13 protein-coding genes are annotated in these 14352 nt (G+C 61.4%); 7 read left to right on the top strand and 6 right to left on the bottom strand.

All coding sequences use genetic code 11. The annotated features are described in order from the left end of the window. Positions 1-99: 99 nt before the first annotated feature. The 3 genes from ACJJVH_RS25125 to ACJJVH_RS25115 all read right to left on the bottom strand — a co-directional run bounded on the left by ACJJVH_RS25125 (position 100) and on the right by ACJJVH_RS25115 (position 3572). On the bottom strand, positions 100-1635 hold the full coding sequence (locus ACJJVH_RS25125; protein WP_412065451.1) for a sugar ABC transporter ATP-binding protein: 1536 nt from the start codon (positions 1633-1635) through the stop codon (positions 100-102). A gap of 74 nt (positions 1636-1709) precedes the next feature. Beyond that, entirely contained in the window at positions 1710-2705 is a 996-nt protein-coding gene (rhaS, locus tag ACJJVH_RS25120; RefSeq protein ID WP_112798506.1) for a rhamnose ABC transporter substrate-binding protein, read from the bottom strand. 54 nt (positions 2706-2759) lie between these two features. Continuing rightward, positions 2760-3572, bottom strand: coding sequence for a DeoR/GlpR family DNA-binding transcription regulator (locus tag ACJJVH_RS25115; protein ID WP_112798504.1), 813 nt, complete (start codon positions 3570-3572; stop codon positions 2760-2762). 207 nt (positions 3573-3779) lie between these two features. Here ACJJVH_RS25115 and ACJJVH_RS25110 point away from each other — a divergent pair, with 207 nt between their 5' ends. Further along, a complete protein-coding gene (locus ACJJVH_RS25110) occupies positions 3780-5876 on the top strand; it encodes a bifunctional rhamnulose-1-phosphate aldolase/short-chain dehydrogenase (protein ID WP_412065450.1) in 2097 nt (698 codons plus the stop codon). Between the two features lie 60 nt (positions 5877-5936). Beyond that, positions 5937-7229, top strand: a complete 1293-nt coding sequence (gene rhaI, locus ACJJVH_RS25105) for an L-rhamnose catabolism isomerase (protein WP_113399990.1) — start codon at positions 5937-5939, stop codon at positions 7227-7229. A gap of 151 nt (positions 7230-7380) precedes the next feature. On the opposite strand, the gene ACJJVH_RS25100 is transcribed toward rhaI, so the two are convergent. Continuing rightward, entirely contained in the window at positions 7381-7827 is a 447-nt protein-coding gene (locus tag ACJJVH_RS25100) for a VOC family protein (protein WP_412065449.1), read from the bottom strand. A gap of 113 nt (positions 7828-7940) precedes the next feature. Next, the gene (locus tag ACJJVH_RS25095; protein WP_112798499.1) at positions 7941-8657 is read right to left on the bottom strand and encodes a helix-turn-helix transcriptional regulator; all 717 of its coding nucleotides are present in this window, start codon (positions 8655-8657) and stop codon (positions 7941-7943) included. A gap of 98 nt (positions 8658-8755) precedes the next feature. Between ACJJVH_RS25095 and ACJJVH_RS25090 the strand changes: the two genes are divergently transcribed. Together ACJJVH_RS25090 and ACJJVH_RS25085 are read left to right on the top strand one after the other, a co-directional pair. Next, positions 8756-9154: a VOC family protein gene (locus ACJJVH_RS25090; RefSeq protein ID WP_113384044.1), complete on the top strand. Its 399-nt coding sequence runs from the start codon at positions 8756-8758 to the stop codon at positions 9152-9154. Positions 9155-9596: 442 nt separating this feature from the next. Beyond that, on the top strand, positions 9597-10391 hold the full coding sequence (locus ACJJVH_RS25085; protein ID WP_112798495.1) for an aldolase/citrate lyase family protein: 795 nt from the start codon (positions 9597-9599) through the stop codon (positions 10389-10391). Between the two features lie 141 nt (positions 10392-10532). Here ACJJVH_RS25085 and ACJJVH_RS25080 read toward each other — a convergent pair whose 3' ends face one another. Continuing rightward, a complete protein-coding gene (locus ACJJVH_RS25080; protein ID WP_412065448.1) occupies positions 10533-10679 on the bottom strand; it encodes a hypothetical protein in 147 nt (48 codons plus the stop codon). Between the two features lie 230 nt (positions 10680-10909). Here ACJJVH_RS25080 and ACJJVH_RS25075 point away from each other — a divergent pair, with 230 nt between their 5' ends. The 3 genes from ACJJVH_RS25075 (at position 10910) to ACJJVH_RS25065 (ending at position 14288) form a co-directional block, all read left to right on the top strand. Then, positions 10910-11971, top strand: coding sequence for a LacI family transcriptional regulator (locus ACJJVH_RS25075; protein WP_412066221.1), 1062 nt, complete (start codon positions 10910-10912; stop codon positions 11969-11971). Positions 11972-12225: 254 nt separating this feature from the next. Then, the gene (locus ACJJVH_RS25070) at positions 12226-13155 is read left to right on the top strand and encodes a sugar phosphate isomerase/epimerase family protein (RefSeq protein ID WP_162751633.1); all 930 of its coding nucleotides are present in this window, start codon (positions 12226-12228) and stop codon (positions 13153-13155) included. Positions 13156-13166: 11 nt separating this feature from the next. Continuing rightward, on the top strand, positions 13167-14288 hold the full coding sequence (locus ACJJVH_RS25065) for a Gfo/Idh/MocA family protein (protein ID WP_412065447.1): 1122 nt from the start codon (positions 13167-13169) through the stop codon (positions 14286-14288). The last annotated feature ends 64 nt before the right edge of the window (positions 14289-14352 follow it).

Here is a 14352-nt window from a genome sequence, read left to right as displayed (position 1 = left end):
AAGCATTCCGCGGCCAGGCGTCCTCACCCGGCGCCGCGTCAATGCGGCAAAAACAAACAGTGAGAGCGTTCTGGCTGATCGAAGAAAAGCCGTTGCGCCCTATGCGTTGCCCGTGGCGGCGCGCACCAGCGTTTCCGGCGTCAGCCCCTCGCGCTCGAACAAGCCTGCCGACAGGCCTTCCTTCATGACCAGCACACGATCCGACATGCCGAGGATTTCGGGCAGTTCGGAAGAAATCATGATGATGCTGAGGCCTTCGGCCGCAAGCTCGCTGATGAAACCGTGGACGGCCGCCTTCGAGCCGATATCGATACCCTTTGTCGGCTCGTCCAGAATGATGATCTTCGGCTGCGTCGCCAGCCATTTGCCGATGACCACCTTCTGCTGGTTGCCGCCGGACAGCGTGCCGACCGGCACGGAGAGGGCTGCGGCGCGAAGATCGAGCCTTTCGGCATATTTGCGCGCGAGGGCGAATTCGTTGGCCGCCTTCAGGAAGCCTTTCCGCGAGGTGCGCCCGAGCGAGGGCAGCGACATGTTCTGGTAGATCGGCATCGGCAGGGCCAGGCCGTGGCGTCCGCGTTCTTCCGGCACATAGACGATGCCGGCGCCGATAGCGTCCTGCGGCGAGCGGACGTGAATTTCCCGGCCGTCGAGCATCAGGCGTCCGGACAGCGGTCTGGTAATGCCGAAAAGCGACTGGCAAAGCTCCGAGCGTCCGGCGCCGATCAGGCCGTAAACGCCAAGGATCTCGCCGCGCCTGAGCTTGAAGGAAATGTCCCGGAATTCCGTGCGGTGACAGTATTTGTCCACCTCGAGAACGGTGTCGCCGATGGTAACCGCCACTTTCGGAAAGGCGTCCTTGACGTCGCGTCCGACCATCATGCGGACGATTTCGTCCTGCGGCGTCTCCTTGAGCGCCCCGTGGCCGACGGCCTTGCCGTCGCGGAAGACGACGAAATTGTCGGCGATCTCGTAGAGTTCGTCGAACTTGTGGCTGATGAACAGGATAGTCTTGCCCTGCGCTTTCAGCCCCTCGACGATGCGGAAAAGATCGTCGATCTCCTTGCGCGAAAGGGCGGCGGTGGGCTCGTCCATGATGACGATGCGTGCCTCGATCGACAAAGCGCGTGCGATTGCGACAAGGTGGCGCTGCGCGATGGAGAGGTCTTTCAATCGGGTTGTCGGATCGATCGCGCTTTCGAGGGATTGAAGAAGCTCTTTCGACCGGCTGTTCATCGTCTTCCAGTCGATGGTGCGCCAGGATGTGCGCGGGGCATGACCGAGGAAAATGTTTTCGGCCACGGTCAGCTCGTCGAAGAGCACGGTCTCCTGATGAATGGCCGTGACGCCGGCATCGATGGCGGCCTGCGCATTGGCGAAAGTTGTCGGCTTGCCGTCGACGAGGATCTCGCCCTCGTTCGGGCGGTAGATGCCGGTCAGGATCTTGACGAGGGTCGATTTGCCCGCGCCGTTTTCGCCGATCAGGGCAGTGACCTTGCCGGGATAAAGCGAAATGCTGACGCCATCCAGCGCCTTGACGCCGGGAAAGATCTGGGAAATGCCGCGCATTTCCAGAATGGCCTGGTTATTCGCGGCTGGCGCATCCGCCAGGGATCGTTGAAGGACTGTGGTCATCAGCAATGTACCGGATCATTGAAACCAAGTCCGGCGGCTGACGCCGCCGGAGAGCTGCGGATGCTTGTTTTCGATCAGAAAACCTTGGAGAACTGATCGATGTTCGAGGCGTTGTAGACGAACGGATCGGCCATGGCGGCTTCGCCGTTCTTGTCGACCTTGATCTTGCCCATGCGGCCGGCATTGATCTCGCTGCCCGGCTTGCCGTCGGTCTCGCCCTTGACGAGGCGATAGGCGATCTGCGTTGCCGAATAGCCGAGATCGATCGGGTTCCAGATCGCGAACTCCTTCGTCGCGCCGGACTTGATCGCGCCGGCCATTTCGGACGGCAGGCCGAGGCCGGTCACATAGACCTGGCCGATCTTGCCGGCGTCCTTGACGGCCTGCGAAGCGGCGAGCACGCCGACCGTCGTCGGGGCGACGATGACCTTGACTTCCGGATGCGAAGTCAGGAGGCCTTGGGCTTCACGATAGCTCTTGTCGGAGAGGTCGTCGCCATAGACGGTCGTGACCAGGTTGAGGCCGGGGAAATCCTTGAGCTGCTTCTTCATCTCGCCGATCCAGATGTTCTGGTTGGTCGAAGTGGTCGTCGCCGACAGGATGGCGAAGTTGCCCTTGCCGCCGTCGAGATGATCCTTGGCGAGCGTCAGGCACATCTTGCCGATCAGCTCGTTGGACGACGGGTTCAGCTGCAGGATGCGGCCGGCCTTGGCGACGCCGGAATCCCAGGAGATGACCTTGATGCCGCGCTGTGCCGCCTTCTTGAGTGCCGGCACGACCGCATCGGGATCGTTTGCGGAAATCGCGATGGCATCGACGCCCTGTGCGATCAGCGAATTGATCACTTCGATCTGGCCTTCGGCCGTGGTCGAGGTCGGGCCGGTGTAGATCACCTGCACGCCGCCGAGTTCCTTGGCTGCTTCCTGCGCACCCTTGTTGGCGGCCTCGAAGAAGCCGTTGCCCAGCGACTTCACGACGAGACCGATCTTGATGTCCTTCGCACTTGCCGCACCGGCGAAAAGCGTGGCGGCGAGCGCAACGCCGAGCGCCAGTTTCTTTGCTATATTCATGTCACTTCCTCCCAAAGTTGATAGGCTATGCTCACCCCGCCGAAGCTGCGCGTCTCATGCGACCGACGGGGAATCTTCTTCTTCGGCCTGAGCCGAAACGTTTGCGATAACAAGCGATACGCCGGCATCCTCGATCATCCGCACCGTATCGGCAGTCACCCCGTCGTCGGTGATGATTGTCGAGACCTGCTCGAGCGGGCAGAGGATCAGGCTGGAGCGCTGACGGAACTTGCTGGAATCGACCATGACGATCAGCTCATCGGCCTGGCGCATCAGCTTCTGCTCGCTCTGGATCAGCAGCCCGTCGGCCTCCATGATGCCGAGCGGACCGACGCCCTGCGCGCCGAGAAACATGCGGCGTGCGTAGAAGTTGCGGGTCGTGTCGTTGTCGAACGGCGACAGGATCAGGCTCTGCTCGCGATAGATCGCGCCGCCTGGAACCGTCACCGTGTTCTTCGAATGCTTGACCAGATGCTCGGCGATCGCGAAGGAGTTCGTCATCACCTGCAGCCGGAAGGCCGAGATGTAATGCACGAGCTGGAACGTGGTCGTGCCGCCATTGATGATGATGGCGTCGCCGGGATTGCAGAGTTCGGCCGCCTTGCGCGCTATTGCGCGTTTCCTATCGATATTGACGGCTTCTGAAACGCGGAACGGTCGGCCGGCGAGATTACCGAGTTGCGGCGGATGGATCGATTCCGCTCCGCCCCGCACGCGCCTGATCTTTCCCTGTACATGCAGGGCGGCGATATCACGGCGTATTGTCGCTTCCGAAGCCTCTGTCAGCTCGGAAATATCCTGAATCGTCACGACAGGTTTTTCCTGTACGGCGCTCAGAATAATGCGATGGCGTTCACGTTCGTGCATCGGCTCCTCCTTGTCGGCGGTTATTTCGCAAATATGACAATGTGTCAATCACAAACGATCATAAACTTTCATATTGCATCGCAGCATTGTCGAATTTGATCGTTTTCGATTGACAAGATGACTGTACGTGAGCGATACCCTGCTCACAAAGGGCGGTTCCATCATGATCCGGTCCGCTCGCAAGACCTGATTTCAAGGGAGGACGACATGGCGGCTGATGTTCAGCTTCTGAAAAACCGTTGGGATGACGCATATGCTGATGGGCTCGATGAGCCGGGCAAGCTCCTCTATCGGTCGAATCTGCTGGGTGCCGACAAGCGTATCACCAACTATGGCGGCGGCAACACATCGGCCAAGGTCATGGAAACCGATCCGCTCTCCGGCGAAAAGGTCAAGGTTCTCTGGGTCAAGGGCTCCGGCGGCGATGTCGGCACCATCAAGCTCGACGGCTTCGCCACGCTCTATCAGGACAAGCTCGACAGCCTGAAGAATATCTATCAGGGCGTTGCCGACGAGGATCGCATGGTCGGCTTCCTGCCGCATTGCACCTTCAATCTCAATGCCCGCGCCGCGTCGATCGATACGCCGCTGCACGGCTTCGTGCCGTTCACCCATGTTGATCACATGCACCCCGATGCCATCATCGCCATTGCCGCCTCGAAGAATTCCCGCGAGCTGACGCGCGAGATCTTTGGCGACGACATTGGCTGGCTGCCCTGGCGTCGTCCCGGTTTCCAGCTCGGCCTCGATCTGGAAGCTTTCGTCAAGGCGCATCCGAATGCCAAGGGCGTCGTGCTGGAAAGCCATGGCCTCTTCACCTGGGCCGACGATGCCAAGGCCTGCTACGAGCTGACGCTTGCCATCATCAACAAGGCGATCGAATGGTTCGCCGTCAAGACGGAAGGCAAGACCATTTTCGGCGGCGCCGTTGCCCAGAGCCTGCCGCAGGCGGAGCGCCGGGCGATCGCCGCCCGGCTGATGCCGGAAATTCGCGGCCGCATCGGCAAGGCCGAACGCAAGCTGGGTGATTTCGACGATCAGGACGCCGTCCTCGAATTCGTCAACTCGAAGAATCTCCGCCCGCTCGGCGCGCTCGGCACAAGTTGCCCGGATCACTTCCTGCGCACCAAGATCCGGCCGTTGATCGTCGATTTCGATCCGGCAAAACCCGATGTCGATGCGGTCATTGCCGGTCTCGACAAGGCGCTCGAAGATTATCGCGCCGACTACGCGCGCTATTACAATGATTGCAAGCACGACAATTCGCCCGCGATGCGCGATCCGAACCCGGTGATCTTCCTCGTTCCCGGCGTCGGGATGCTGTCCTTCGCCCGCGATAAGGCGACCGCCCGCATCGCCGGCGAGTTTTATGTCAACGCGATCAACGTCATGCGTGGCGCATCCACGGTCTCCGAATATCAGGGCCTGCCGGAACAGGAGGCTTTCGATATCGAATACTGGCTGCTGGAAGAGGCGAAACTGCAGCGTATGCCGAAGCCGAAGAGCCTTGCCGGCCGCGTTGCCTTCGTCACCGGCGGCGCCGGAGGCATCGGCCGTGCGACGGCGGCGCGTCTGGTGAGCGAGGGCGCATGCGTCGTGCTGGCGGATATCGATCAGGCGGCTCTGGAGAACACGCAGGCGGATTTCGCCAGGAAATACGGAGCGGATGCCGTGCGCAGCGTCAAGCTCGACGTGACCAGCGAGGATGCCGTCATTTCCTCCTTTGCCGAAGCCTGCACCGAATTCGGCGGCATCGACATTCTGGTATCGAATGCCGGCATCGCCTCTTCCGCGCCGATCGAGAGCACCGAGCTTTCGATGTGGAACCGCAATATGAATATTCTCGCGACGGGCTATTTCCTCGTCTCGCGGGAGGCATTCCGGCTGTTCCGGCGTCAAAATCTCGGCGGCAACGTCGTGTTCGTCGCATCGAAGAATGGTCTTGCATCCTCGCCGAATGCCGCAGCCTACTGCACGGCAAAGGCTGCGGAAATCCACCTCGCACGTTGCCTGGCACTGGAAGGCGCGGAGGCCGGCATTCGTGTCAACACGGTCAACCCCGACGCCGTCCTGCGCGGTTCGAAGATCTGGAACGGCGAATGGCGCGAGCAGCGCGCCGCCTCCTCGAAGATCGAGGTGGACGACCTGGAGGAACATTACCGCAAGCGCTCGATGCTGAAGCTGAATGTCTTCCCCGAGGACATTGCCGAGGCGATCTACTTCCTGGCTTCGGATCTCTCCGCAAAATCGACCGGCAACATCATCAATGTCGATGCCGGCAACGCGCAGAGTTTCACGCGCTGATTTCAAATGGCCCGCGCCGCATCGTTGCCGGCGCGGGCCTTCATTGTTTGGGAGGAAAGAATGGCCGAATACAGGATTGCGCCCGATCTCGTAGCCGCGGAAAACGACAAGCGTGCCGCCGCGCTGAAATCCGATTATGAGGCGCTAGGCGCCATGCTGGACCGTCGTGGCGTTGATATCGACGCCGTTACGAAAAAGGTCTCCGAATTCTTTGTCGCCGTTCCCTCCTGGGGTGTCGGCACCGGCGGCACGCGCTTTGCCCGCTTTCCGGGAACCGGCGAGCCGCGCGGTATTTTCGACAAGCTCGACGATTGCGCCGTCATCCAGCAATTGACGCGCGCAACGCCCAAGGTCTCGCTGCATATTCCCTGGGACAAGGCCGACGTCAAGGAATTGAAGGCGAAGGGCGATGCGCTCGGCCTCGGCTTCGACGCCATGAACTCCAACACGTTCTCCGACGCGCCCGGCCAGGCGCATTCCTATAAATTCGGCTCGCTCAGCCATGTCGATGCGGCAACGCGCGCGCAGGCCGTCGAGCACAACATCGAATGCATCGAGATCGGCAAGGCGATCGGCTCGAAGGCGCTGACCGTGTGGATCGGCGACGGCTCGAACTTTCCGGGCCAGACCAATTTCACCAAGGCGTTCGAGCGCTATCTCGCCGCGATGGCCGATATCTACAAGGCGCTTCCGGATGACTGGCGGCTGTTTTCCGAGCACAAGATGTACGAGCCGGCTTTCTATTCGACGGTCGTTCAGGACTGGGGCAGCAACTACCTGATCGCGCAGACGCTCGGGCCCAAGGCACATTGCCTCGTCGACCTCGGACATCACGCGCCGAACACCAATATCGAAATGATCGTCGCGCGGCTCATCCAGTTCGGCAAGCTCGGCGGCTTCCACTTCAACGATTCCAAATATGGCGACGACGATCTCGATGCCGGCGCGATCGAGCCCTATCGGCTGTTTCTCGTCTTCAACGAGCTGGTCGATGCCGAGCGGCGCGGCGTCAACGACTTCAACCCGGCGCATATGATCGACCAGTCGCACAATGTCACCGATCCGATCGAAAGCCTGATTTCCAGCGCCAACGAGATCCGCCGGGCCTATGCGCAGGCCCTGATCGTCGACCGCAATGCGCTGGCCGGCTATCAGGATGCCAATGACGCGCTGATGGCGTCGGAAACGTTGAAGCGCGCCTATCGCGCCGATGTCGAGCCGATCCTCGCCGAAGCCCGCCGCCGAGCCGGCGGCGCCATCGATCCGGTTGCGACCTACAGGGCGAGCGGCTATCGCCGCAAGGTCGCCGCCGAACGTCCGGCCTCAGCTGCCGGTGGCGGCGGCATCATCTGACACGACAGGGTGCCGACACGCAACGGCGTCGGCACCCCATGTCCATCATTCCGACTATGCTCGCGTTCGTGATCGATGCTGATCGTTCATGAGCGAAGGACAAACCTCGGACGGGATTGCCGGCATCGGCCGCTCTTCATCATCCGTCTTTCTATTGCTCTCCGCCCAGTTCCTGGGCGAGCCCGATGAGAAGCCCTTCAGGTCCGCGGACGTAGCAGAGCCGATACGCCTCTTTATACTGGACGATTTCGCCCACGAGCTGCGCGCCGTGCGTGCGGAGCCTTTCGAACGTCTCGTCGACATCGTCCACGGTGAACATGACGCGGAGGTAGCCCAGGGCGTTGACCGGGGCGTTCCGGTGATCTGCAACGACAGGCGGCGCCAGGAAGCGGGAAAGCTCGAGCCGGCTATGGCCGTCCGGTGTGCGCATCATGGCGATCTCGACATGCTGATCGCCCAGTCCGGTAACACGTCCGGCCCATTCTCCTTCGATCGTGGCCCGCCCTTCGAGCTCAAGGCCGAGTTCGCGAAAGAAATCGATCGCCCCTCCAAGGTCCTCGACGACGATTCCGACGTTGTCCATCCGCTTGAGCGTCATGTTTGCGATCTCCAGGGTGTCGTTCCGATTCTACAGGGTGTCGCCCGGTCTAACAACGGATGCTCGAAACACCCTGCCGTTGGCGTGAGCCGGAGGCTGCTTGGCGCCATTGATCAGCGAGGAGCGGGCAGCCCGGATACGCCGAGCTGGGATTCTCGCCACGCAGACCAGCGACGACGCAACTCGCCCGGCCGCAGGCCATGGCCTTCGCACAGCATATCGGCCTCGATAATCCGGTCCGTGCGGAAATGTCGGAAGCCTTGCCGCAGCTCGCACCACGCCACCAGAATTCGGCTGGTGTCGGAATAGCCGAGGATGACGGGCCACACGGTTCGCGCGGTTTCCTCGCCGATATCGGACCGATAGCGCAGCCGAAGTTTTCGCCCTTCACGGACGGCTGCCCGCAGCATCTGCGCGTCGATATTCTCCTCTTCCGCTCGCTGGACCACCGGTCTGGCGCCCACGCTCGGCTCGGCGATGAAGGGGCGCAGGTGCGCCGGAACAATCGCGGCGATCTTAGCAACAACGTCGCGTGCGGCATTGGCGAGGGTCTTGTCGGAGCGGCCCGCAACCCACTGCGCTCCGAGCACCACCGCCTCGATCTCTTCGGGGGTCAACATCAGCGGCGGCATCGAATAGTCAGGCGATAACAGGTATCCGAAGCCGGCCTCTCCCTCGATCGGGACCCGCTGGCTCATCAGGTCGGCGACGTCGCGATAAACCGTCCGCTTCGATACTTCGAGTTCGTCCGCCAGTGCGGCGGCGGTGATCGGCCGGCTCGAACGACGCAATATTTGTATGATCTGAAACAAACGGTCGGCGCGGCGCATTCGTACTGACTCCTGCTGCCAGTATGCTGGCAACAGCGTCATGCGACAAGAGCCTTCCAGCAGTCGGCAATCGGCCGGCCTCGTGAAGGAGTATCCTGGTGAAACTAGCATCCACGCGTCTGATCGTTGCCGACGTCAAAAAGGTCGTCGGTTTTTATGAGATGGTTACCGGCCGGGCAGCCGAATGGCTGGCCCCGGTCTTTGCCGAAATCGTCACCCCCGCGGCAACGCTGGCCATCGGAAGCGCCGAGACGGTCGCCCTGTTTCGCGAGGGCAGTGCGGAACCCTGTGCCAATCGCTCGCTCGTCCTAGAATTCCAGGTCGACGACGTCGATGCCGAATTCGCCCGGCTGAGGGACAAGGTGGAGGTCGTGCACGAACCGAAGCTGATGCCATGGGGCAACCGGGCAGGCCAGATTCGCGACCCTGAGGGAACGCTCGTCAGCCTCTACACGCCCGTCACCGACATGGCGAAACAGCGCTTTGCCGGTCGCTGACCGTTCCGGTCCCGCCGAGATGCTACAGGGGCATCCAGCGCGGTCCGAGAGCCTCCCTTCTTGAACAGCTTGGAAGAGGCTTCCGCCATGTTCCGCCGCGCGCTTGTGCATGAAGAGCGCCTGGCGGACTGATGTTGCCGTCCGGCGCGGGGCAGCCGTTTGCCGGCAGCCATATCTTCGTCGCATTGGCAGCGAGGCCGATCGGCTAAGCAACGACGATGCCTGCATATTTGTCATGTTTGTCCGGCAGATTGGAAATCGGCTTTCGGCCGGATAACCGGAGCCGGCGATGCCGCATTTTCGTGATTTGGGTGTGTCGGCTGTTCACTTTCGAGTGGTTCGGCAATCAGAATTGAGTATTGTCGATTGCAACGGCTCGCCATGATTTGGCGGCCGAGGCTGCCTTGAAGCAGGGCCTGTTCTTGATAGGTGAGGATACACGATGACGACTGACATTAACGGTTTTGCCGGACGCCTGAAGCGCCGCGAGAGTGGCGGCATGATTTCGGCCTGGATCGGTACGCCCGACCCGATGTTCGTCAATCATCTGGCGCAGGAAGCTTTCGATACCGTCGTGCTGGATATGCAGCATGGCATGTGGGACATGGCGTCGGCCGCCAGCGGCATCGCCCACGTCAGGCTTGCCGGCAAGCCGGCGATCGCCCGCATTCCGGTCGGCGACTTCGCATCCGCCTCGCGGCTTCTGGATGCCGGCGCTTCCGCCATCATCGCTCCGATGATCAATTCCGCAGACGATGCGCGCGCGCTGGTGAAGGCGACGAAGTATCCGCCGCTCGGCGAACGCAGCTGGGGGCCTTCGCTCGCTCTCAATCATTTTGGCATTCCTGCCGAAGACTATCTGCAGAGTGCCAACAGCCTGACCGTTACCATCGCCATGGTGGAAACTCGCACGGCGCTCGATGCGATCGACGAAATCCTGGCCGTTGACGGGATCGACGGCATTTTCGTCGGCCCGTCCGATCTTTCCATCGCGCTTTCGAACGGCGCGCGGCTTGCGCCCGACAGCGCCGCCATCGATCAGGCGCTTGCGACCGCGCTCGCGCGTTGCCGCGCCCACGGCAAGGTCATCTGCGCCTTCGGCGGCGATGGCGACCGTGCCGGGCAATATCTGAAGCTCGGCCTTGATCTGGTCATAGCCGGCACGGAAACGGCACAGCTGCGCGCCGGCGCGCGCACTGCCATTCAGGCTGCGCGCAGGATCGCAGACCAGCACTGACGCCTTATCGGCTTGCCCAGGAAGTTATCGGGCAAGCCGATAATCACTCTGCGATATTGAACGATGGTCTTGGACCCGCCGCCATCAGCACGGCGGCAGATCCAAACATTGAGGATCTTGAGCGATGAGCGCTATGCCCTGTCAGTTTACGAGCTTCACGTAGCAGGGATTATACGACTCTTCGCCACAGCTGCCGCGGGCCTTTGCCGGTGTAATCGTATTCTGCGTTGCGATCAGCACCAGCGCGACGGCGATGACGGTCAATACGGTCTTGGTATACTTGTCCATGAGTTCCCCCAGTGATGGAATAATCAACGATATGCATCTTAAGATTGCTTTTCTGAATGCTGGCTGAATATTTGTGCTTAAGGTTGCAATCCTGATCCCGCATAACCGTTGCTGGAGCGGCGTCCAATAGGCGACTGCCTATCTCATTTTGACCGGCGCCCGCGCTTGCATCATCGGTCGCCTGCGGGCATTCTCGCGCCGACATGGCGGAGCGGAATGATTTGTCGAAGGTGCAGGGATTGGCCGCAGGACGCAGCTTGCGGCGCGAGGCAGGTCAGCGCGTGACCTTGCGAACGGTTGCGACGGCGCTCGGCCTTTCGGTCACTACCGTCAGCCGCGCCCTGAAGGAAGGCCCCGAGGTCAATCGCGAGACGATCGAGCTCGTCAAGCGTGTGGCGGGCGAGCTTGGCTATCGTCCCAATCTCGGCGGCATCAACCTGCGCACCGGCAAGACCCATGCCATCGGCATCGTGCTGCCGTTCGGGCGCGAGGGCGAGATGAACATCGTCGTCGCCTCGCTGATCGAGGGCGCCTCGCGCTACATGAAGGCGCGCGGCTACCGGACGACGATCGTGCCGCAGCTGCAGGCGGACGATCCGTTGGCGACAGTGCGCGATATCGTCGAGGAGGGATCGGTCGACGGCATCGTCATCACCCACACGACCCCGCAGGACGATCGCGTCAAATATCTGCTCGAAGTCGGCATGCCTTTCGTCACCTTCGGGCGCACCGAGCTTTTGAGCGTCCATCCGAGCATCGATCTCGATCACGAGGAAATCGGCGCGGAGGCGGCGCGTCTGCTTCTCGATGCGGGCCATCATATGCCGTTGCTGATCGCGCCCAGCGATCAATTCACCTATAGCCTGCAATTCGTTCGGGGCTGGCGCAGGGCCTTTTCCGAACGCCATCTCCACGTCCCGGACGATTGCATCCATTTCACGGCGGCAACACCGGACAATGGCCGCGAGACGGCAAAGCGCATAGCGGCCCGCAATCCCGAAGCGACCGCCGCCTTCGTGGCGAGCGAGGAGGCGGCTCTCGGTTTCCTTGCGGGTCTGCGTGATGCCGGGCGGCAGGCCGGCAGCGATTTCGCGCTGATCACCTATGGCGGTACCGCGCTGCCGGATTTCTTCAACCCGCCGCTCAGCACCTTCTATTATTCGAACCATGCCATAGGCGAGCGATTGGCCGCCTTCCTGCATCGCGCGATCGCCGGCGAGGATTGCGCCGATCTGCGTGAAATCGTCCGTGCGGCGTTCGTCGATCATCAAAGCCAGATCCTTCGCAGGTGAGTGACGCGGCAGCTCGCAGCAAGAGCGAGTATCCGGCAAGTAATTCGTAACGTTACGAATTCCGTAAATTCGCGACGATGATGCTGCAAGGCAGCGAAAAATATCGCATTGACAGCCGCCCAATTTTCCATAATCGTAACGTTACGAATTGCTGGCCGAGGCGGGGAGGCCTTCGGCAAATCTCTAGAAGCCTTAATCTGTGCAGGCGCGGAGCCATGCCGCGGGCAGGCAGCCGCATTCCAAGGGAGGATGACGTGAGCGACGGCTCGCTTTTTTTCGGATCGCCAATCTGGACGTTCAACTGGAACCCGCCTTATCAGGCGCCGCTCAGGCGGCTTGCCCGCACGGGCTGCAAAGGCTTCGAGCTCACCGCATGGTCGGTGGATATGCTGGCCTACTATACGCCCGAAACCATTCGCGAATTGAAGCAGATCGCGGACGGAGAAGGGCTGGTTCTCACCAATTTCTTCTTCAATCTGCCGTTCAGCCGCGCCGCGGATGCCGCGGTTTCGACGGTCGATCTTAATGGCTACAGGCGCGGAATGGACGTTGCGGCCGCCATCGGTACGCCTATCGTCACCAGCATGACGCCCTATCCGTTTCAGTCCGATGTCAAGCCGATCCTGCAGCGCCCGATCTCACAGGAATGGAGTGCGGCAGTCGAGCCGCAATGGGACTGGACGGGCGAATATGATGCGGTGGTGGACGGCTTCGCCAAAGCCTGCGAAATTGCGGCTTCCGCCAACCTCCGGGTTGCGATCGAGCCGCATCCATATCGCTGGGTCAGTTCCGGCCAGGGCATGCTGCGCCTGATCGAGCGCACCGGCGCTGCCAATCTGGGCTTGAATTTCGATCCGAGCCACCTCTTTCCGGCCGGCGACATGCCACATTATGTCGTGCTGGCGCTTGGCAGTCGCATCTTCAATACGCATTTTTCCGACAATGAGGGCCATACCAACGCCCATTGGCGGCCAGGACGCGGCAAGATCGACTGGAAGGCGATTTTCGCGGCACTGAAGGCCATCGGCTATTCCGGCCCGATCACGCTTGAGCTGGAAGATGCGCCGGGGGCCTCCCACTGGACGCATTTCCGCGAAGCGACATCGGAATTCGATGATGAGATGCGGCGTGGCATGGATTATCTGCGTGCCGCTGCCGCCGAACTCGATATCACCATTTCATAAAAGGCAACCCAATGAGCAACGAGCCCATGAAAGTCGGCATCGTCGGCGCCGGCAATATCAGCGCCACCTATGTCGCGACCCTGCATATGTTCGATTTCATCCGCGTGAAATCGGTCTACGATCTCTATGATGCGTCGGCGCGCAAACTCGCCGAGCAGTTCGGCATTGAAGCCGTGACACTCGATGCGATGCTTTCCGATCCGGAAATCGGCCTGATCATCAACCTGACGACGCCGGTCTCGCACTACGCCATCAGCAGGAGGGCGCTTCTTGCCGGCAAGCACGTCTATTCGGAAAAGCCGCTGGGCGTCTCCATGGCCGAAGCCGAGGAGCTGATGTCGATCGCGCGGGCAGGGGACCTGCGGCTCGGCTGCGCACCCGACACCTTCCTCGGCGGCGGCCATCAGCTGACGCGCCGGCTGCTGGACGAGGGGCGCATCGGCAAGACGATCTCCGCCACCGCCATGCTGCTGCTGCCCGGTCATGAACACTGGCACCCCAACCCGGCCTTCTTTTACGGCCGCGGCGGCGGCCCGATGCTGGATGTCGGCCCCTATTACGTCACCAATCTGATCGCGCTGCTCGGGCCCGTGCGCGAGGTGTTCGGCACGGCGAAGATCACCCGCATCGAGCGCACGGTGAAGACCGATCCGCATCGCGGCGAGACGATCAAGGTGTTGGTGCCGACACATCTGACAGGGGTGATGGAGTTCCACAGCGGCGCGACCGTCACTATCGCCACCAGCTTCGATGTCATCAAGCACAAGCATAATCAGATCGAGCTTTACGGCTCGGAGGGAACGATGGTGACGCCGGACCCGAATAATTTTACCGGAAAGGTCGAGATATTCCGCGATGGCGGCGAGGCATGGGAAGAGATTCCGGTCGACCATCCCTATACCGAGGGCGTGCCCGGCCACCTCGGATTGCGGGGGCTCGGAGCGGCGGAGATGGTGGATTCGCTTCGCTCGGGCCGGCAGCATCGCGTATCGTCGGAACTGGCTTTCCATGCCCTGGAGGTCATGACGGCATTCGAGCGCTCGGCCCAGTCGCGCGGCGTGGTTGCAATCCACAGCAGCTGCGGCCGCCCCGATCCGATATCGCCCGCAATTAATGAGGGACGTTTCGTATAGGGTGCGCTATAGAGTTGGGAAAATGCAGTCCTTTCGGACTGTGGGCTTGACGAAGGGGCATGCC

Source organism: Rhizobium sp. SYY.PMSO, from assembly GCF_046840415.1.
Classification (GTDB): domain Bacteria; phylum Pseudomonadota; class Alphaproteobacteria; order Rhizobiales; family Rhizobiaceae; genus Rhizobium.
Note: the sequence above shows the minus strand (reverse complement) of the source record. Positions and strands in the feature narration are given on the sequence as shown.